The organism is Arthrobacter sp. B0316-1-20, assembly GCF_059091865.1.
Genome location: NZ_JBNHHC010000003.1, coordinates 224839 through 244414, shown reverse-complemented (window position 1 = coordinate 244414; position 19576 = coordinate 224839). Strand labels below are relative to the sequence as shown.

General features: G+C 69.6%; 17 protein-coding genes. 7 read left to right on the top strand and 10 right to left on the bottom strand.

What is annotated here, in order from left to right; translation table 11 throughout:
* Positions 1-46 precede the first annotated feature (46 nt).
* Positions 47-385, bottom strand: coding sequence for a P-II family nitrogen regulator (locus AC5RW2_RS06350; RefSeq protein WP_493999973.1), 339 nt, complete (start codon positions 383-385; stop codon positions 47-49).
* The gene (locus tag AC5RW2_RS06345; protein WP_494073797.1) at positions 382-1686 is read right to left on the bottom strand and encodes an ammonium transporter; all 1305 of its coding nucleotides are present in this window, start codon (positions 1684-1686) and stop codon (positions 382-384) included. The genes AC5RW2_RS06350 and AC5RW2_RS06345 overlap by 4 nt, the downstream gene beginning before the upstream one ends.
* Positions 1687-1956: 270 nt before the next feature.
* Here AC5RW2_RS06345 and AC5RW2_RS06340 point away from each other — a divergent pair, with 270 nt between their 5' ends.
* The gene (locus AC5RW2_RS06340; RefSeq protein ID WP_494073796.1) at positions 1957-3222 is read left to right on the top strand and encodes an MFS transporter; all 1266 of its coding nucleotides are present in this window, start codon (positions 1957-1959) and stop codon (positions 3220-3222) included.
* A gap of 91 nt (positions 3223-3313) precedes the next feature.
* Positions 3314-4126, top strand: coding sequence for a hypothetical protein (locus AC5RW2_RS06335; protein ID WP_494073795.1), 813 nt, complete (start codon positions 3314-3316; stop codon positions 4124-4126).
* Positions 4127-4208: 82 nt separating this feature from the next.
* On the opposite strand, the gene ftsY is transcribed toward AC5RW2_RS06335, so the two are convergent.
* Positions 4209-5417: a signal recognition particle-docking protein FtsY gene (ftsY, locus tag AC5RW2_RS06330; protein WP_494012982.1), complete on the bottom strand. Its 1209-nt coding sequence runs from the start codon at positions 5415-5417 to the stop codon at positions 4209-4211.
* 112 nt (positions 5418-5529) lie between these two features.
* On the opposite strand from ftsY, the gene AC5RW2_RS06325 reads away from it, so the two are divergent.
* Complete coding sequence (locus AC5RW2_RS06325; protein WP_494025716.1) at positions 5530-6306, top strand: glutamine amidotransferase; 777 nt, start codon at positions 5530-5532, stop codon at positions 6304-6306.
* Positions 6303-6770: a GatB/YqeY domain-containing protein gene (locus AC5RW2_RS06320; RefSeq protein ID WP_494073794.1), complete on the top strand. Its 468-nt coding sequence runs from the start codon at positions 6303-6305 to the stop codon at positions 6768-6770. Before AC5RW2_RS06325 ends, AC5RW2_RS06320 begins: the two co-directional genes overlap by 4 nt.
* Positions 6771-6786: 16 nt before the next feature.
* Here AC5RW2_RS06320 and AC5RW2_RS06315 read toward each other — a convergent pair whose 3' ends face one another.
* The gene (locus AC5RW2_RS06315) at positions 6787-7287 is read right to left on the bottom strand and encodes an ASCH domain-containing protein (protein WP_494012317.1); all 501 of its coding nucleotides are present in this window, start codon (positions 7285-7287) and stop codon (positions 6787-6789) included.
* Between the two features lie 65 nt (positions 7288-7352).
* Entirely contained in the window at positions 7353-7859 is a 507-nt protein-coding gene (locus tag AC5RW2_RS06310) for a flavin reductase family protein (protein ID WP_494073793.1), read from the bottom strand.
* A gap of 193 nt (positions 7860-8052) precedes the next feature.
* On the opposite strand from AC5RW2_RS06310, the gene AC5RW2_RS06305 reads away from it, so the two are divergent.
* Together AC5RW2_RS06305 and AC5RW2_RS06300 are read left to right on the top strand one after the other, a co-directional pair.
* Positions 8053-9348 (top strand): ATP-grasp domain-containing protein, encoded by a 1296-nt coding sequence (locus AC5RW2_RS06305; protein ID WP_494012319.1) that lies wholly within the window; start codon positions 8053-8055, stop codon positions 9346-9348.
* Positions 9349-9544: 196 nt separating this feature from the next.
* On the top strand, positions 9545-11581 hold the full coding sequence (locus AC5RW2_RS06300) for a CocE/NonD family hydrolase (RefSeq protein ID WP_494073792.1): 2037 nt from the start codon (positions 9545-9547) through the stop codon (positions 11579-11581).
* 90 nt (positions 11582-11671) lie between these two features.
* On the opposite strand, the gene surE is transcribed toward AC5RW2_RS06300, so the two are convergent.
* Both surE and AC5RW2_RS06290 read right to left on the bottom strand, forming a co-directional pair.
* Positions 11672-12454: a 5'/3'-nucleotidase SurE gene (gene surE, locus AC5RW2_RS06295; protein ID WP_493999983.1), complete on the bottom strand. Its 783-nt coding sequence runs from the start codon at positions 12452-12454 to the stop codon at positions 11672-11674.
* A complete protein-coding gene (locus tag AC5RW2_RS06290) occupies positions 12451-13434 on the bottom strand; it encodes a PfkB family carbohydrate kinase (protein WP_493999984.1) in 984 nt (327 codons plus the stop codon). The genes surE and AC5RW2_RS06290 overlap by 4 nt, the downstream gene beginning before the upstream one ends.
* A gap of 383 nt (positions 13435-13817) precedes the next feature.
* Here AC5RW2_RS06290 and AC5RW2_RS06285 point away from each other — a divergent pair, with 383 nt between their 5' ends.
* Positions 13818-14267 (top strand): hypothetical protein, encoded by a 450-nt coding sequence (locus AC5RW2_RS06285; protein WP_493999985.1) that lies wholly within the window; start codon positions 13818-13820, stop codon positions 14265-14267.
* A 24-nt stretch (positions 14268-14291) separates the two neighbouring features.
* Here the strand turns inward: AC5RW2_RS06285 and AC5RW2_RS06280 are convergent, their stop codons facing one another.
* The 3 genes from AC5RW2_RS06280 to smc are packed head-to-tail and all read right to left on the bottom strand — an operon-like array spanning position 14292 to position 19395.
* A complete protein-coding gene (locus tag AC5RW2_RS06280) occupies positions 14292-14993 on the bottom strand; it encodes an esterase/lipase family protein (protein WP_494073791.1) in 702 nt (233 codons plus the stop codon).
* Complete coding sequence (locus AC5RW2_RS06275; RefSeq protein WP_494073790.1) at positions 14990-15766, bottom strand: alpha/beta fold hydrolase; 777 nt, start codon at positions 15764-15766, stop codon at positions 14990-14992. Before AC5RW2_RS06275 ends, AC5RW2_RS06280 begins: the two co-directional genes overlap by 4 nt.
* A gap of 17 nt (positions 15767-15783) precedes the next feature.
* Positions 15784-19395 carry a chromosome segregation protein SMC gene (smc, locus tag AC5RW2_RS06270; protein WP_494073789.1) on the bottom strand — a complete coding sequence of 1204 codons (3612 nt, stop codon included), beginning with the start codon at positions 19393-19395 and terminating at the stop codon, positions 15784-15786.
* Positions 19396-19576 lie beyond the last annotated feature (181 nt).

Sequence of the window (19576 nt, the reverse complement as noted above, 5' to 3'; positions counted from 1 at the left end):
CAGGGGCGGCCGGAACAGCCGGGCCAGGGAACCGAAGGTTCCCGTCCTAAATGGCAGCCTCGCCGCGTTCGCCCGTGCGGACGCGGACCGCTTCCTGCACATCCACCAGCCAGACCTTGCCGTCGCCCGCGCGGCCGGTGTTGGCGGTGGCCACGAGGACGTCGACGATGTCGTCGGCCAAATCGTCCCCCACCAAGACCTCGACGCGGACCTTGGGCAGCAGGTCCACCGTGTACTCGGCGCCGCGGTAGACCTCCGTGTGGCCGCGCTGCCGCCCGTACCCGCTGGCCTCACTGACGGTCAGCCCTTGGACCCCGTAGCTTTCCAAGCTGTTCCGGACTGCCTCCAGCTTTTCCGGCCGGATGATTGCGGTGACCAGTTTCATGCGTTGACCTCTTCCTTGATCGTGCTGCGGGCGCTGGGGTCGGTTGCCGGGTGCGGGATGAATGTTCCGCCGGTGCCCAGGCCGCCGAATTCGTACGCGGATTCGGCGTGCTGGGCGAGGTCCACGCCGGTGACCTCATCCTCTGCAGTCACCCGGAAGCCAAGGGTCTTGTGGATCGCCAAGCCGATGATCAGGGTCAGCACGCCAGAGAACACCATCGAGACCAGCGCCGCCACGGCCTGCGCCCCCAGTTGGGCGACGCCGCCGCCGTAGAAGAGACCACCCCCTGCACCCTCGACCGGAAGGGCGATGAAGCCCAGGGCCAGCGTTCCGACCAGGCCGGCAACCAGGTGGACGCCCACCACATCCAGCGAGTCGTCGTAGCCCAGCCTGTACTTCAACCCCACCGCCAGCGCGGCCAGCACGCCCGCCACCAGGCCCAGACCCACCGCCCCCAGGGGGGATACGTTGGCGCAGGCCGGGGTGATGGCCACCAGACCCGCGACCACACCCGAGGCCGCCCCGAGGGACGTGGGACGGCCGTCGCGGAGGCGCTCGGTCACCAGCCAGCCCACGATGGCGGCTGCCGGGGCGGCCATGGTGTTGACCCAGATCAGCCCGGCTTCCTCCGCCGTGCCCGCCGCTCCCCCGTTGAATCCAAACCAGCCGAACCACAGCATCGCTGCGCCGATCATCACCAGCGGGATGTTGTGCGGGCGCTGTGCAGGGTCCTTGCCGAAGCCTCTGCGCTTGCCCAGAATCAGGGCCAGGATCAGGCCCGCTACACCGGCATTGATGTGCACCACCGTGCCGCCGGCGAAATCGATCGCCTCCCCGGCCCAGGCGCCGATGGCTCCCTCGGCCCCCAGCAAGCCGCCGCCCCAGACCATGAAGGCCAGCGGGCAGTAAACCAGCGTGACCCAGACCGGCACGAAGACCGCCCAGGCGCTGAATTTTGCCCGGTCGGCGATGGCGCCGGAGATGAGTGCCACCGTGATGATCGCGAACGTGGCACCGTACCCGGCGCTGATCAGGTCAGGGGTGCTAAGCAGCCCTTCCAGGCCGAACGCGGCGAACGGATTGCCGAAGAGCTGGGCCACGCCCTCGCCCCCGCTCATCGAGTAACCCCACAGCACCCAGACCACCGCCACCAGCGCGACGGCGGAAAAGCTCATCATCATCATGTTCAGGGCCGATTTGGCCCGCGTCATCCCGCCGTAGAAGAATGCCAGTCCCGGCGTCATGAGCAGCACCAAGGCCGCCGAAATCATTACCCAGACGTGACCTGCCGACAGATCCATGTTTCACGTCCCCTCGTTCGTTGGCGGGTAATTTCCCACCGATGAACCAAGACTGACGACGGCGTGTTTCGGCCAGCAGGATGCTTCATTGCGGCCGCGTTACAAGAAGCCCGCGCAGGTAAAACCGGTGCAACCGGCGTGTTTCGGCAGTGTTTCGCGCGGCACCGAGAGCGGCACAGAGCGGCGGCACAGAGTGGCATAGAGGACGACGGCGGTGCGCGGCCCGGCGTGGCACCGAGCCGGCGCGCGGGTCGGGCTACGCTGGTTGGCATGCCAGTTTTCCGCCGCACGGCGCGCCCGTTCCGCCTGCCCGGCCTCCAGCGTCCGGGCAGGCCCGCACCCACTCCGATTCCGCGCGACATCAAGGTCCTCGTTGCCGCGGCGTTCGTCATCGCGCTGGGGTACGGGCTGGTGGCGCCGGTCCTGCCGCAGTTTGCGGCGAGTTTCGACGTCGGTGTCGCGGCTGCCAGCATCATCGTCAGCGTGTTTGCCCTCGCCCGGCTGGTCTTCGCGCCGGCGGGCGGCGCGCTGGTGGGCCGCTGGGGTGAGCGCCGGGTCTACCTGACCGGGCTGCTGATAGTCGCCGCTTCGACCGGCGCCTGCGCGCTGGCGCAGGACTACTGGCAGCTGCTCATCTTCCGGGGCCTGGGCGGCCTCGGCTCCACCATGTTCACGGTGTCGGCCATGGCGCTGATCCTGCGGCTGGCCCCGCCGGACGGCCGCGGCCGGGTTTCCAGCCTGTATGCCGGCACGTTCCTGATGGGCGGCATCCTCGGCCCGGTGGCCGGCGGCCTGCTGGCAGGATTCGGGCTGCGGATGCCGTTCGTGGTCTATGCCCTCGCGCTGCTCGTGGCGGCCGCCGTCGTCGCCGTCATGCTCAAGAAACCCGCCGCCCGCACGGCCAACGACGCTCCGGCTCCCGAGGCGATGGATCTGCGCGAGGCGCTCTCGGACCCGGGGTACCGGGCCGCCGTCGTGTCCGCCTTCGCCAACGGCTGGGCCACGTTCGGGGTCCGCATGGCGCTGATTCCGCTCTTCGCCGCGGCCGTGCTGGGCGCTGGCCCGGAGACCGCCGGGCTGGCGTTGGCCGTCTTCGCGGTCGGCAACGCGCTGGCGCTGACCTTCTCCGGCCGCCTCTCGGACACCGCCGGGCGCCGCCCCCTGGTGGTCGCCGGGCTGACCGTGGCCGGGGTCGCGATCGCAGCCATCGGGTTCACCGAGTCAGTTCCGGTGTTCGTCGCAGCTTCGGTCATCGCCGGTTTCGGGTCCGGACTGCTCGGACCGGCGCAGCAGGCCGCCGTCGCGGACATCATCGGCAACGACCGCAGCGGCGGCAAGGTGCTGGCCGTCTTCCAGATGGGCACCGACGCGGGCGCGATCATCGGCCCGGTCTTGGCCGGAGCGCTCGCCGACCGGCTCAACTACGCCTGGGCCTTCGGGGTCACCGGCGCGATCATGCTGGCGGCGGCGCTCCTGTGGCTGCTCTTCGGCCGCGAGACGCTGGTGAAGCCCCAGGAGGAACCTGCGGCGGGCTGATCCCTGCAGCGAACAACCCTGGAAACAGCTGTTAGCCCCACCTGGATTCCAGCGGTAGCCAGGCGCCGCGTTCGCCGCTAGTCTCTGATCCATGACCGTTGGGGGACGCGTTGTGGCGGCGGTGGCCGTCGTGTTTTGGGCCGTACTGCCCGGGTTCGGACTGACCGACTTGTCGACCATGTTCGTCGAAGATTCCTATTTCGCCGAGGTTGCGGCGCTGGAAACCAGCTGGGGCGTGCTCACCACCTTCGCCGTCGCACTGGCTTTCGGCTGGGCGGCGTTCCGGCCAAGGGACATCGCGCCGGTGCTCGCCCTGCTGTGGCTGACGACGGCGGCGCTCCTCTTGGGTGCCCTGCTCGGCGCGAGCCCCGGACCCGTGGTGATGGCCGCGGCACTCGGCATCATGTCCTGGGGCCTGTGGTGGTCGTCCCGGCGCGCCGGGACGCGCTTTTCGGCGCCGCGGATGGCGGTGGACTGGCCGCTGATGGTGCTGGCCGTGCTGGCCCTGCCGTTCTGGGCCGCCTACGCCTGGTACGCCGTCGGGGTCTCGCGTGCCGCGGGCTCGGAACCCGAGTACTGGACCATGGGCATAGACCACTGGCCGGTCCAAGGCGCCCTGGGCATCACGCTGGCCGCCGCCGGCCTGCTGCACGCGCTCTGGCCGCCCGCACGCGCATTGCTGCGCACCGTGCTGGCCTTCAGTGCCGTCTCGCTGGGCACCAGCTGGCTATTGGGGCCGGAAACAGGAGGCAGCGTCGACGTCACAGTGCTGGCCGTCGCGGCCCTTGTCTGGGGGCTGCTCATCGCGCTGCGTGTCGCGGGCCCGGAGTCGGCCGCCGGTGAAAAACCCGTCACGGCGGCCGGGGTGGTCAGCGACGGGCACACGACCGAGAGTGACGCATGACTGGCAGCGACGGGCACCGGCCGGACAGCGACCGGCGCCCGTCCGGCAGCAACGCCCGTTTGGCGGACCAGACCAGCTGGCGCTAGTTCAGCAGCGCGTCCACGAAGTCCTCGGTCTCGAACGGCGCCAGGTCGTCGGCGCCTTCGCCCAGGCCCACCAGTTTCACCGGCACGCCGAGGCTGCGCTGGATGGCGACGACGATGCCGCCCTTGGCGGTGCCGTCCAGCTTGGTCAGCACGATGCCGGTGATGTTGACGACGTCGGCGAACACCTTGGCCTGGTTCAGGCCGTTCTGGCCGGTGGTCGCGTCCAGCACCAGCAGCACCTCGTCCACCGTGGCCTGCTTCTCGATCACGCGCTTGACCTTGCCCAGTTCGTCCATCAGGCCCACCTTGTTCTGCAGGCGCCCGGCGGTATCCACCATGACCACATCGACTTCCTGCTCGATACCGGCCTTTACCGCCTCGAAGGCGACGGACGCGGGATCCGCGCCATCGACGTCGGACTTTACGGTGGGCACGCCCACGCGCGATCCCCAGGTGGCCAGCTGCTCGGCCGCGGCCGCACGGAAGGTATCCGCCGCACCGAGGATCACGTCCTTGTCCTCGGCCACCAGCACGCGGGCCAGCTTGCCCACCGTGGTGGTCTTGCCGACGCCGTTGACGCCCACCACCATCATCACCGCGGGGCGGTCGGCATGGCGCATCACGGCCAGCGATCGGTCCATGGACGGGTCCACAAGCTTGATCAGTTCCTCGCGCAGCATGGCCTTGACCTGCTCCGGGCTGCGGCTGCCCTCCACCTTCACGCGGTCCTTGAGCGCGTCCACGAGTTCCATCGTCGGCTCGGTGCCCAGGTCGGCCAGCAGGAGCGTCTCTTCGATTTCGTCCCAGACGTCGTCGTCGATCTTGTCGCTGGCGAGCAGCGCCAGGAGCCCCTTGCCCAGGGCGTTGTTGGACTTGACCAACCGGGCGCGCAGCCGGGACAGGCGGCCCTGCACCGGCGCCGGCGTCTCCACCGGGATGGTCTCCAGCGCGGCGGCGTCCTCCGGAATTTCGACGTCGGCCGGCGGCAGTTCCTCCTCGGTCGGTGCGCCGAGGGGCGGTGCGGGGGCCGTCTGTCCGCGGGGCGCTTCCAGGGTGCCGGTACCGCCCCCGGTCGGCGGCATGGCCGGGTCGTTCGCGTCCCGGGTGGTGGTGTATGTGCCGGGCGGGGTCCTGCGGCCCCGCAGCAGCAGCGTTGCCACCAAACCGATGACGACAATGGCGATAACTACGTAAATGATGATCATGGTTGCGTCCACGGTTCCTAGCCTAGCCGCTGACCGTTCCGCGTCACGGGTCGGGCGGCGCGGCCGGACATCCACGTTCCAAGGCCCGGCGCAGCGACTGTACGATCAACGCATGAAGCCGTTCCTGCTCCTGGCCACGCGCGCCGAAGACACCGCAGCCGATGAGGAGTACGCGGCCTTCGCCCGTTTTGGCGGCCTGGAACCGGGCCAGTTGCAGCGCGTGCGGCTGGAGGCCGGACCAATGCCGGCCATCGATCTGGACGATTACAGCGGGATCATCCTCGGCGGCAGCCCGTACACCTCCAGCGACGACGACGCGTTCAAGTCCGCCGCCCAGCTGCGCGTCGAGGCCGAGCTGGAGCAGCTGCTGGACACCGTCGTCGCCCACGATTTCCCGTTCCTGGGCGCCTGCTACGGCGTCGGCACCCTGGGCCGGTACGGCGGCGGCGTGGTGGACCGGCAGTACGGCGAGCCGATCGGCGAGGCGCAGATCGTGCTGACCGACGACGGCGCCGCCGATCCCCTGCTGGCCGGCCTGCCCCGCGAGTTCGGCGCCTTCGTGGGCCACAAGGAGGCATGCTCGGTGTTGCCCGCGGGCGCAGTGCGCCTGGCCGGGTCCGAGCACTGCCCCAACCAGATGTTCCGGCTGCAGGACAACCTCTACGCCACCCAGTTCCACGCCGAGTTGGACGTCGACGGCCTGCTGACCCGGATCTGGATCTACCGGGACGCCGGCTATTTCCCGCCGGACCAGGCCGATGCCGTCATGGGACGGGTGCGCGGACGCACCGTGACGATCCCGCAGCGGATACTTCGCAACTTCGTCACCCGCTACGCCACCGACCGACACAGCACCCACCGAACCCCACCGGAACGAGGAACCGAATGAGTTTGAAAGAGCAACTGCAGGCCGACGTCGTCGCCCACATGAAGGCAGGGAACAAGACGGCCCTGACCACGGTGCGCAACGTTTTGGGCGAGATAGCAACCAAGGAAAAGTCCGGCAAGACGCCGGTGGAGCTGGACGATGCCCAGACCACCGCGCTGCTGCAGAAGGAAGCCGCCAAGCGCCGCGACACTGCCCGCATCTACGCGGAAGCCGGAGAGCCGGAGCGGGCCGCCGCGGAAACCGCGGAAGCCGAGGTCATCGAGGCGTACCTGCCCCAGCCGCTCACCGAGGCCCAGGTCGCCGAGATCATCGATGAAACGATCGCTGGACTTAAGGCCGCCGGCGTGGAGCTGTCCATGCGGCAGATGGGAGCGGTGATGAAGCCGGTCACCGAGAAGGTGGCTGGCCGCTTCGACGGCAAGGCCGTCAGCGAGATGGTCCGGGGGCGGCTGGCGGGGCAGTAACCAAAGCGGTGAAAGGTCAGTCCGCCAACTCCGGCGGCCAGACGATCCGGAAGCGCTCGAACACGACTTCGTTGTCTCCGCGCCACTCGATCCCCTGCGCGGCACAGACCCGCTTCCAGTAGATCAAGTGCTGCTCCAGCCAGGTCGAGCGCTGCCGGTCGTCTTCGGCCTCATCCCAGGCGAACGCGTCGTCCACGCTGTCCGGCGGCCCCAGCCGAAGCTCGGTGGAGCGCAAAATGACCCGGGGCTTGCCCGAGCCGTCGCAGGCCACCCAGTGGTCCCCGATCCGCGGAAGCCGTTCCCCCTGCCGGTGGAATTCGGCCACCAGCGCGGCCGTGGCGCGCTTCGGGCCGGCGATGACCAGCCCCAGCAGCGCGTCCGCGAGCGCGGCACTGTCGCCGAAATGGTCGACGACGGCTTCCTCACCGGGGCTGATGGCTTCCGGCCGCGCGGCTGCGTACTCGCTCCACATCTGCAGGGCGGCATCACGGTCGGGGCTGGCGCACGGTGTAGTCACCGTCGAATCCTAGCGGGATGGCCGCCCCCGAAGGATCCTGGGCGGGTGGTTGGCGCCGGAAATCCCTAGGCGGGGTGGCCGGCGTCGAGATCCTGGACGTCGCTGAACGACAAAAGGCCGGTGATGTCGCCGCCACGGGTCTCAAGCGGGGACAGCAGGAAACCGGTGTGGTCGCCGAGATCGACTTTCTTCACGACGCGCCCGACCATGACGCGGGCGGCGTCCGCCAGCAGCGGAACATCCTCCGGTCCGGGCAGCCAGTCACAATGCGCGAACTTGTCCACGTCGTCGCCCGTCGCGGTGCCGAACAGTTCTGCGAGCGCCCGCTGGCCGCGCCCGAGCACGTGGACCGCCAGCACGCCTGCCCCCAGCGCCACGGGATGGGTGCGGTTCTGCTGCGAGATGCACACCAGGAACAGGGCCGGCTTCAGGCTGCATTGCGTGGCGAAACCGACCAGGCAGCCGGACCGCTCGCCTCCGGCCCCCGCTGCCGTGACGATGTACATCGGATAGTCGAAGCCCCGCACGAAGTCGTCCATCAGCTGCCCGGTTGTTGCCTGTTTCTGCGCCATGCCCACATCATGCCGTACTGGACGCCGATGCCGCCGCCGGACGCCCTGGGGGGACGGATGCCGCCTTGACGGCCTATCCGGTGCATGGTTGTGTCGAAGTTGTCCCCCCAACCAATCGACCAGCGCGTCCCCATGACCTTTCGCCCCTCGCACCGGCCGATGAGGTTCATCACCAAGAACGGGAGGCACTAATTTGAAGAACGTATTTATCCTCGGACTGACCGATTTCCAAGCCGGCGAATTGCAGACCGTCCGCGGCGCCGAGAACTACACCTTCCACAGCCTGCTCGACTACGACCGGCTGGTCCGCGAGAAGGACATCGACTTCACCGCCTTGCTGGACGCGGCGCGGCAGCAACTGCGCGAGTTTGACGGCAGTGTGGACGCCATCGTCTCCCACTGGGACTTCCCCACCAGCGTGATCGGGCCGATCCTGGCCAAGGAATACGGGATCGCTGCTCCCTCCCTGGAGAGCGTGCTCAAGTGCGAGCACAAGTACTGGAGCCGGCTGCAACAGCGGGAATCCATCCCCGAGTGTGTCCCGGAGTTCGCTTCCTTCAACCCGTTCAACGACGATGCGCTGCAGCAGATCGACATCCCGTTCCCCTTCTGGGTCAAGCCGGTGAAGGCGCACTCGTCCAACCTCGGGTTCCAGATCCGCAACGAGGAGGACTTCGACGAGGCCATCCGGGCGATCCGCGCGGAAATTGCGCAGGTCGGCGACGCCTTCAACGAGGTCCTGCAGATGGTGGACCTGCCGCCCGAACTGCAGGACGCCGGCGGCAACACCTGCCTGGCCGAACAGTTCGTCACCGGCACCCAGGCCGCCCCCGAGGGAACCATGTTCCGCGGAAAATACAACGCCCACGGCGTGTTCGACATGCACAAGGACGCCGCCGGCACCAGCTTCGAGCGGCTGGACTACCCCGCCAACAGCGTCCCGGAGTCCGTCCAGCAGCGCATGATCGACCTGTCCGAGCGGTACCTGCGCCATGTGGGCTTCGACAATGGCTGCTTCAATGCCGAGTTCATGTGGGACGAGGCGGAGGACCAGCTCTGGCTGATCGAGGTCAACACCCGCATCTCCCAGTCCCACAGCGACTTGTTTGCGAAGGTGGACGGCGTCTCCAACCACGAGGTCGCCATCGATATCGCGTTGGGCGTCGAGCCGTCCATGCCGCACCGCAAGGGCGAATTTGCCGTCGCTTCCCAGTGCATGGTCTTCCACGACGAGGACGCCATCGTGACACGCGTGCCGGACGAGCAGGACACGGCGCGGCTGGCAAAGCAGATCCCGCACGCCAACTTCACGCCGCAGGTGAATGTGGGCGACCGGCTCTCCGAACTGCCCAACCAGGACAGCTACCGCTACGTCATCGGCATCCTGTATCTCGGCGCCGACGACCGGGAGCAGCTGGTGCAGCGCTACGACGCCGCCTTGGAAGCGCTGCCCTTCGAGTTCGAACCCGTCGCCGCCGCCTCCCGATAAGCCTGTGCCGACCCGGGCAGACTCCCGTCATCCCGCCCGCCTCCGGCCGCCGTCACGCCGCCTGGAGCCGCCGCGGTCTGCGAGTCTCCCCGGGTCCCCGGGTCGTGGGAGCCCGTGCGGCTTGCCCCCGCGGCCGCCCTGCAGGCGATCACCAACCGCCGCCGCGGCGGCGGCAGAAAGGAGCAATGAGCACTGCATGAACATTGTTGAAAGCTTTCCGCACGACGTCCGTTCGATCGAAAATGTCTTCATTCCCATGCGCGACGGCGCCCGGCTGGCCGCGCGGATCTGGATGCCGACCGATGCCGAGGATCGGCCGGTGCCGGCCATCCTCGAGTACATCCCCTACCGCAAGCGGGACAACTCGCGCGGCCGCGACCAGCTGAACCACCCCTACATGGCCGGCCACGGCTACGTCAGCGTCCGGGTGGACATGCGGGGCAGCGGCGACTCCGACGGCGTGCTGGTGGACGAATACCGGCCGCAGGAACACGAAGACGCCGAAGACGTCATCGCCTGGCTGGCGGACCAGCCCTGGTGCGACGGCAACGTGGGCATGATGGGCATCTCCTGGGGCGGATTCAACAGCCTGCAGATGGCCGCCCGGCAGCCGCCGGCGCTGAAGGCGATCATCAGCGCCTCGGCCACCGACGACCTGTACGTGGACAACATGCACTACATGGGCGGCTGCCTGCTGGCGGACAACCTCTCCGAGGCCACCGTCATGTTCGCGTTTAACAGCCTGCCGCCGGACCCGGAAATCGTCGGCGGGAAGTGGCGCGAGATGTGGCACGAGCGGCTCTCCGGCAGCGGACTCTGGCTGGAGACCTGGCTGGAGCACCAGACCCGCGGCGACTTTTGGAAGCCGGCGTCGGTCTGCGAAGACTATTCGCAGATCAAGATCCCGGTCATGGCGGTCGGCGGCTGGGCCGACGGCTACACCAACGCCATCTTCCGGCTGATGGAGAACCTGGAGGTACCGCGCAAGGGACTGATCGGACCGTGGGGGCACAAGTACCCGCATCTGGGCGTGCCCGGCCCGGCCATCGGGTTCCTGCAGGAAACGGTGCGCTGGTGGGACCACTGGCTGAAGGGCAAGGACACCGGCCTGTTGGAGGAACCGATGGTCCGGGCCTGGATGCAGGACGCGGTCTCCCCCGAACCGTCCTATGAGGACAGGCCCGGCCACTGGGTCGCCGAACCGTCCTGGCCGTCGCCGAACATCGAGAACCAGCGGTGGCAGCTGGGCCGCTACGGGCTGTTCCCGGAGGGCTCGCCGGTGGAGCCCGGCGGCAGCGTCGACCTGCTTTCGCCGCTGAGCGTCGGCATGTTCGCCGGCAAGTGGGCGTCCTACGCGGCGCTGCCGGACCTGCCGTCCGACCAGCGCGAGGAGGACGGCGGCGCGCTCGTCTACGAGACCGACCCGCTGGAGGGCGACGTGGAGGTCTTCGGCCGCCCCGTCGCCGCCTTCGAGGTTGCCGCGGACAAGCCGGTCGCCCAGCTGGTGGTCCGGCTCTCCGACGTCGCACCGAACGGCGAGGCAACGCGGGTCACCTACGGCCTGCTCAACCTGACGCACCGCGACGGCAGCGAGCATCCGGAGCCGCTGGAACCCGGCGAGCGCTACCGGGTCGAGATACCGCTCAACGGCCTGGCCCAGTCGTTCCCGGCCGGGCACCGTCTGCGGCTCTCGGTGTCGACGTCGTACTGGCCGCTGGTCTGGCCGTCGCCGGAACCGGCGACGGTCACCGTCTTCGCCGGCGGCACCCTCGACCTTCCGGTGCGCAAGCCGCGGGCGGACGACGGCGAACTGCGTCCCTTCGCGGAGCCGGAGACCGCCCCGGAGCTGGAGACCACGCTGCTGAACCCCGGCAACCACCACTGGCGCACGATCCGCGACCTGGAGGCCGGCACATCAACGGTGGAGATCATCAACGACCAGGGCCGGTTCCGGATCGACGAAACGGGCACCGACATCCGGCGCGTCACCAATGAGTGGTACACCTCCCGCGGGAACGACGTGAACTCCGTCCGCGGCGAAACCCAGACGGTGCGCCGCTACGAACGCGGCGATTGGCGGGTCGAGGTGCAGACCAGGACGGTGCTGACGTCGACGCCGACCGACTTCGTGGTGAACGCGCAGCTGGATGCGTACGAGCTGGACGAGGTAAGCGGCAACCCCCGCGTCTACTCGCAGAACTGGCAGCGCAGCATCCCCCGGCAGCTCGTCTGACCAGGGGCCGGACATGCAGCCGGCGGCGCACCAATGAAAGGGAGGCCAGGGTCGGTCAGGACCCTGGCCTCCCTCACGGGGTTTTCCCTATTACCATTGCACCCTGGCCATGGTGGCCGACAGCTCCGGGATCTTGCTCTCGGTGACCGGCTGGATTCCGGTGACCGTGGCGAAGCCGGCGGCCAGCAGCGCGAAGTCGCTCTCCGGCGGGGCTTCCTCCTGGCTGTCCGCGATGGCCAGGCGCAGGTCCTCGTCGCCGCGTTCGGCAAGCGTGGTCTGCACGATGCCGAATTCGGCCAGCGTCGCGGACCGGTATTCGGGCAGCCGGGTGCCGTCCACGTTGGGCACGTTGAGGTTCAGCACGGTTCCGGTCTGCTGGTCCATCAGGTACGGCAGCAGCCCGGTCGCCAGCCGGGCCGCGGTGTCCCAGTTCAGCTGTTCCGGCTCCAGCCCGGTGTCCAGCGACACGGCCATCCCGCGGCCGCCGTTCACGCCCGCGGTCAGCGCGGCGCCGACCGTGCCGGAGTGCAGGATCACCCGGCCCACGTTCGCGCCGCGGTTCACGCCGGAGAGCACCACGTCCGGGCCGTCCCCGAAGGCACCGTGCGGCGCGATCATGGCAATGAAGCCCGGCGTGCCGTGCACGGCAAACGCCGGCACGGACTCCAGGCCCTTCAATGTGCGCCGCTCGATCCGGATGCGGCCCTCGTCCTCCCGGGCCGTAATGGACGCGCTGCTGCCGCTGGCTTCCGCAACCGGCGCCGCGATCGTCACGTTCAGGCCGGCCTCCAGGACTCCCGCCGCCAGGGCGTGCAGGCCCGGGGAGTCGATGCCGTCGTCGTTGGTGATCAGGACCATCTTCGGCTTGCTCATTGTTCTTGAACCTTCCGCGCCAACTCGTCGGGGCTGATTTGCCGTCCTGCTGCCTTCCCGCCGCCGTCGTAGGGCGAGACCGTCACCAGCTTGGTCAGGTTCCGGATGGCGCCCTCTTCGCCGGTGCCCAGGCCGTGGCGGGTCACGTTCAGCGCGCCGGCGGCCGTGCCCAGCACCACCGCCTCGTGGATGGTGCCGCCGTCGGCCAGGGTCGCGGCGACCCCGGCGGTCAGCGAGTCTCCCGCCCCGTGGGTGTCCACGCTCTGCATCTCGGGGACCCGGATCTCGCTCAGGGCGCCGTCGTGCAGCATCAGGGATGGAAGGTGTGCGCGGGTGACAATCACCGTGCCGGCCCCCTCGTCGTGCATGCCGCGCATCGCCTCGATGATCGCCTCGGGTTCGTCCGAGGCGGCCCGACCGCTCTCGGTCAGTTCGTCGTCGGCGATTTTGGCCACGCTTACGCCTCCGGCGAGCGCGGCGGTGAGCCGGTCGCCGGTGAGGTCGGTGATCACCCGGCAGCCGGCGGTGCGCAGGTCGGCGGCAAGCCTCCGGTAGACGTCGTGCGGTACGGCGTCTTCGCGGACCGCGCCGCTGAGGATCGCCGTGCCCGCCTCGATCCCGGCCTGCAGGGTCAGGCCGTAAAGTTCGTCGAGCTCATGCCGCGTCAGTTTTTCCCCGGGGCTCTCGGCGATGACCTCCCGGTCGCCGCCGCGCCGGTCATGGACGTACGCCGCGCTGCTGCCCTCGCCCTTTACCGGGAGGACCTTGACCCCCTCGTCGGCGATCAGATGCCGGATCACGCCGCCGGCTTCGCCCGAGAACGCGGCGCACATCGTGACGGACGCGCCGAGTGCGGTCAGCATCCGCGCCTGCCAGACGCCCTGGCCACCGGCGTGCAGGTGGATATCGGCGGTGCCCTCGACGTCCTCCACCGTCACGGTGAGCACGGGCGAGGGAGCGAAAATAACTACGGAGCCCATCGCGTGCCTCCCTCGAACGATCCAGCCATGTTGCCTCCTTTTTTGTTGCCCCGGGGCAGCCGTCACGGCTGGGCGGCTGCCCGCTCGCATCGGTAGCCGACCACACTCCCAGCCTCCTGACCCAGGGCGTGCGCACCTGCGCTTCGCCCGGCCGTTTGCCTGCAGCCCGGGAGGGGTCGATTCTGGTTTCGACACTAACGCCCAACCGGGGCACGGACAATGGGCGCTCGGGCGGTAGCGGTCCGCCCGTGGTTCCCGTTAGGGTGGCTCGGAGCCGGTCCCCGCGGCAATCTTCCGGCACCGGATAAGTCCCGGCACACCGGAGCACCGGTGTGCACGGACAGATGGCCCGGGGAGCCGACGGGCTGAAAGGAAGAGAAGAAGTGCCTGCCTCCACTCCCGCAGCATGCAAAGCCCGCGTTGCCGCCGTCGCGTTGCTCACACTGCTGGGCCTGGGACTGGCCGGCTGCAGCGCGCCGGACTATGAGGGGCCTTACGACCGCGGCTTCGTCAACACGCTGGACTCGCTCGAGGGAAAGTCGGTCACTGTGACCGGGGCGGTGGAAGAAGTGGTCGCGCCCGAAGCCTTCACCATCGCAGACCCGGCGGACCCCGCCGTTGAACCGCTGCTGATCATTTACGACACCGACCTCGACGACCTGTCGCCGGGAGAGCCAATTCGAATCACCGGGATCCTCCATACGGTCCTCAATCTTCCGTATCTGGACGACGAAACCGGCACCGGCCCGGACGACGCGGTTCTTGCCCCATGGGATCGGAAGCCGTATATCAAGGCTTCCGTCGTCACCGCTCCGCCCTCCGCTGGCGACTAGGCGCCGCAGCTTGCATCGGGCCGGTTATTCCGGCGTCGCGCCGTCCAACACCCGGTCGATGATGTCCCGGACGCGGTCCTCGGCAATGATCGTGAAGTGCCCGCTGGTCTCGAGCCGGATGTTGGTTGCGCCCTCGATCCGGCAGCCGCCGGGAATGTGCGGGTCGAAGGCGCTGTAGACGGACACAATCCGGTGGTTGACAGCCAGGTTGGCCAGCAGCCGCCGCAGGACGCGGTTGTTCGGCGCGAACGCCCGGACCATCGGCGTCACCGCGAAGGACGCGTAGCGGGAGCCGGAAAACGGCGTTCCGATCGCCACCATGCGCTTCACCCGCGCCCCGGACTCCGCGCCCGTCATCACGTATTTGCCGATCAGTCCGCCCTTGCTGTGCGCGATGATGGTCACGTTGTCCAGGTCCTGCCCGCGCAGGTAGTCGGCGACCAGCCCGGCCATCCGTTCGACGCTGCCCACGTTGAAGCCCAGCGGCTCGATCACGTGCACCGGATGCCCGCGCCCGTGGACGTGCTCGATCAGCGGGCGCATGAACTTCCAGGACTCGTAGATGCCCGGAAGTACGACGACGGGGTCCGCCGCGCGGGTTCCGGCCTCCCGGTACCGCGCCGGGCCGGTCCGGTCGAAGAGTCCGCGGACCTGCCGGCGGCCGATGTAGGCGTAGTCCAGCAGCCAGGCCCGGCCCAGCCGCAGTGCCGGGAGCAGACGGTTCATTGCCGGTCTATGACGGCAGCATCGTCGAAGCCGGCCGTGGCCAGGCACAGGCGGGCCACCGGGCCGGGTGAACGGAACATCAAGACGTGCGCCTCGCCCGGGATGCTGTCCACGATCGTGCCCGGGCAGGCAGCGGCCAGTTCGCGGCACCAGTCCAGCGGCACGATCGGGTCCCGGTCGCCGCGGACGATGCGCACCGGCACCTGCACCCCGGCGATCCGCTGCTCCAGCTTTTGGTCGAGCATGGCCGGCAGTGTCTTCAGGAACCAGCGCGGCCCGCAGCGCAGGTAGTCGGTGGCCTCGATCATGTCCACGGTCAGCGGTTCCCGGAACCCGTCCTGGAGCAGCCGGAGGCCGTGCTGCCAGGCCGTGCGCTCGCGGCGGTTCGCCGTCGGCGCCAGCAGCACCAGCGCGGCGGCGGTGTGCGGGTGGTGCAGCGCCATCTCGACGACGATCTGGCAGCCCATCGAGTGGCCCACCAGCACGGCGGGGCCGATGTCCAGCCGGCCCATGGCCGCGTCGACCAGCCCGGCGAAGTCCACCAGCGAAAGTGCCCGGTCGGGTTTGGCGGTTCCGCCGTGGCCGGGCAGATCGACCAGATGTACCGTTCCGTGCCGGGTCAGTTCAGCCGCGAGGGGTTCGAAGTAACGTCCGGAGACGCCGATGCCGTGTACCAGCACGAAGTCCGTGGGCCCGGAGCCGACGGTCCGGATACGGACCTCGCATCCGTCGATGGTCAGCAACTGGGCTGTCTCGCCCGGTATTCCCGCCAATTCGCCTGCCTTTCTGCTCAGTCGACCAGGGCCTTTGCGTGTTCCAGCCGCTGCGAGATGACGGTGGTCACGCCGTCGCCGCGCATCGTTACACCGTACAGCGCGTCGGCCACTTCCATGGTGCGCTTCTGGTGGGTGATGACGATCAGCTGGCTGGATTCGCGCAGCTCCTCGAAAATGGTGATCAGCCGGCCCAGGTTGGTGTCGTCCAGCGCCGCTTCCACCTCGTCCATCACATAGAACGGGGACGGCCGGGCCTTGAAGATCGCCACCAGCAGGGCCACCGCGGTCAGCGAGCGCTCGCCGCCGGAGAGCAGGGACAGGCGCTTGATTTTCTTGCCGGCGGGCCGGGCTTCCACGTCGATGCCCGTGGTGAGCATGTCCTCCGGGTCGGTCAGCACCAGCCGGCCCTCGCCGCCCGGGAAAAGCCGGCCGAACACGCGCTCGAACTGCACGGCGGTGTCGCGGTAGGCCTCGGTGAAGACCTGTTCCACCCGCTCGTCGACTTCCTTGATGATCTCCAGCAGGTCCTTGCGCGTGGCCTTGAGGTCCTCCAGCTGGGTGCTCAGGAACTGGTGGCGTTCCTCCAGCGCCGCGAACTCCTCGAGCGCCAGCGGGTTGACCTTGCCCAGCGCGGCCAGGTCGCGCTCCGCTTTCTTGAGCCGCTTCTGTTGCTCCTCGCGCACGAACGGGACACCCTCGGCGACGGCGTTGCCGTCCTCGTCCACCGGCGCCCGCAGGGCGGCCCACTTGTCGTTCGACGCCGCGGTGGCGACCGGCACCGGCTGGTCCGGCCCGTATTCGGCGATCAGGTGGTCGGGGGTCAGGCCCAGCTCTTCGATGGACCGGGTCTGCAGGGCCTCGATCTTCAGCCGCTGCTGGGCCCGGGCCAGCTCGTCGCGGTGCACCGTGTCCGTCAGTTCGCGCAGTTCGGCGGCGAGCGCGTCGGTCGACGAGCGGACCGTGGACAGCTCCGCCTCCCACGCCGCGCGCACCTCCTCGGCCTCGTCCCGTTCCCGTTCGGCGAGGTCCACCGAGACGTCCAGCCAGGCCAGTGCCTCACGGGCGCCCTGTGCGACGGCGGCGGCCTTGGCGGCCTGGAGCCGGCGCTTGCGGGCGCGCTCGGCGGCCTGCGCCCGGGCGTGCCGTTCCGTGGCGGCGGCCCGTTCCAGCGAGGCCGCCCGGTTGCCGATGGCCGTCAGCTGTTCCTCGCCCGAGCGCAGCGCCAGCCGCGCCTCCATTTCCACCTGGCGTGCCCGGGCGGCCGCCGCGGCGAGCGCGTCCCGCTGTTCGGTGGACGGTTCGGCGTCGGCCGGGGCATCCTCGGCGGCCTGTGCCGCGGCCAGCCGCACGGTGACGTCGGCCAGCTTCTGCTGTTCGGTGACGATGTTGGCCTCGGCGGCCTGCACCAGTTTGGCCAGCCGTTCGCTCTCCCCGGTGGCGGAGCGCAGCGCCGAGCCCAGCTGCCCCAGGCGTTCGGCGACCGCGGCCAGCCGGGCGTCGGACTCGTGCAGCTGCTCAAGGGCGGCCTCTGCCCGCAGCCTGGCCTCGTCGCGGCGCGAGGTGGCGCCGGCGATCGCGAACTTGGCCCGCTCGGCCCGGGCCGTGGCGGCTTCGAGCCTGTGCATGGTCTCGTCCACCGCTGCCTGGACCTCCAGCAGGCTGGGGCCGCCGGCGGACCCGCCGCGCGCCGAGCAGGCGGTAAAAATATCCCCGTCCCGGGTGACGGCGGTCAGCGCCGGGTCGGCCGCGATGACCCCTGCCGCCATCGGGAGGTCCGCCACGACGACGGCGGAGCCCAGCAGCGTGCGCACCGTTCCTTCGACGCCCCGCTTGGCCTGGACCAGGCCGGCCGCGGGGATCGCCCCGTCCGGGAGTTCCGCCCTGCCGCCGGCGCTTCCGCCCGCCGGCACCGGGGCGCCGGCGATGAGGAGGTCCACCTGGCCGGCGTCGTCGGCTTTCATCAGTTCCAGCGCCCGGACGGCGGCCTCGGGGTCCGCGACGGCGACGGCTTCGGCCAGCGGCCCCAAGGCTGCCGCAATCGCCGCCTCATAGCCGGGCTCCACCGTGATCAGGTCCGCCAGCGGGGCCAGCACGCCCTCGGTTCCGGAGGCCAGCAGCAGCTCACTGCCGTCCCGCCGGTTCAGCCCGACTTCCAGCGCCTCCTTGCGCGCGGCGAGGGCGTCGCGTTCGCGTTCGGCCTCGCGTTCGTCGGCCCGCAGCTGCTCCAGCTCCGCCTCGATCTCTGCCAGTTCGTCGCTGGCCTCCTCGTACGCGGCGTCCAGGCCCTCTTCGCCCTGTTCCACCCCGGCCACCTGCGACTCCAGCGCGGCGAATTCGGCCTGCGCCTGGCGCCGGCGTTCCTCGCCCTCGCCGATCGAGGCGCGGAGCCGGCCCAGCTCGGCCTCGGCGGACTCCACCCGGGACCTGGCTGCCCCCACCTGGCCGGCCAGCCTGGCCAGTCCCTCGCGCCGGTCCGCGGCGGCGCGCAGGATGCCGGTCAGCCGCTTTTCCTCGTCCTCGGCAGCCCGTTCGGCGGCGGCGCGGCCTTCGATCGCGTCGTCGAGGGCGGCCCGGCGGTCCTCGAGCTCGAACTCCAGCTCGGCCTGCTCCTCGCGGACCTCGGCCGCCTGCTGTTCCAAAACCTCCGGGTCCCGCCCGCCCTCCGGTTCCCGGTCCGCGGAGCCGAGCAGCCGCCGTCGTTCATTGGCCAGGCCGGCGAGGGCGCGGAAGCGTTCGCGGGTGGACGAGAGCTGGTACCAGCGCTCGCGCGCGGCGTTGAGCTCCGGGGTGGCTTCGGCCGCCAGCCGCTCCAGCTCGGCCAGGCGCCGGCGCCCGGACTCCAGGGTCTTCTCCACCTCGGCCTGCCGGGTCTTCAGCGCGGCCTCGTCCGCCACTTCCTGGGCCAGGGAGGTGCTCAGCTCCACCAGCTCGTCGGCGAGCAGCCGGGCCCGGGCATCGCGGACCTCGAACTGGACCTGCTGGGCCCGGCGGGCCACCTCGGCCTGCTTGCCCAGCGGCGTCAGCTGCCGGCGGATCTCGCCGGTGAGGTCGGTCAGCCGCTGCAGGTTGGCCTGCATGGACTCCAGCTTCCGCACCGTTTTTTCCTTGCGGCGCCGGTGCTTGAGAATGCCGGCGGCTTCCTCCACGAAGCCCCGGCGGTCCTCCGGCGTCGCGTGCAGCACCTTGTCCAGCTGGCCCTGGCCGACGATCACGTGCATCTCCCGGCCCAGCCCGGAGTCCGAGAGCAGTTCCTGGATGTCCAGCAGCCGGCAGCTGCTGCCGTTGATGGCGTATTCGGAGCCGCCCGTGCGGAACAGGGTGCGGGAGATGGTGACTTCGGAGTATTCGATCGGCAGGGCGCCGTCGGCATTGTCGATGGTCAGCGACACGTGCGCCCGGCCCAGCGGCGGGCGGCCCGCCGTGCCGGCGAAGATGACGTCCTCCATCTTGCCGCCGCGCAGCGTCTTGGCGCCCTGCTCCCCCATCACCCAGGCGAGGGCGTCCACCACGTTGGACTTTCCCGACCCGTTCGGACCGACCACGGCGGTGACGCCGGGCTCGAAGTCGAAGGTCGTCGCCGACGCAAAAGACTTAAAGCCCCTCACAGTCAGAGATTTAAGATGCACGTTGTGTCTCCCGCGGCGGACGTTTTCCTTGCCTCAATCTACCGTGCCCGCCGCGAATACACGGGCACGACGGGCTTGTCGCGGTGGACAAACGTGTGGAGCGGCCGGCGTGTGCAGGTGCGCGCATCCCGGCGGGCGGGGTGGCAACCTTGTGTAAGGGCCACGGAGAACTACCCTGAAG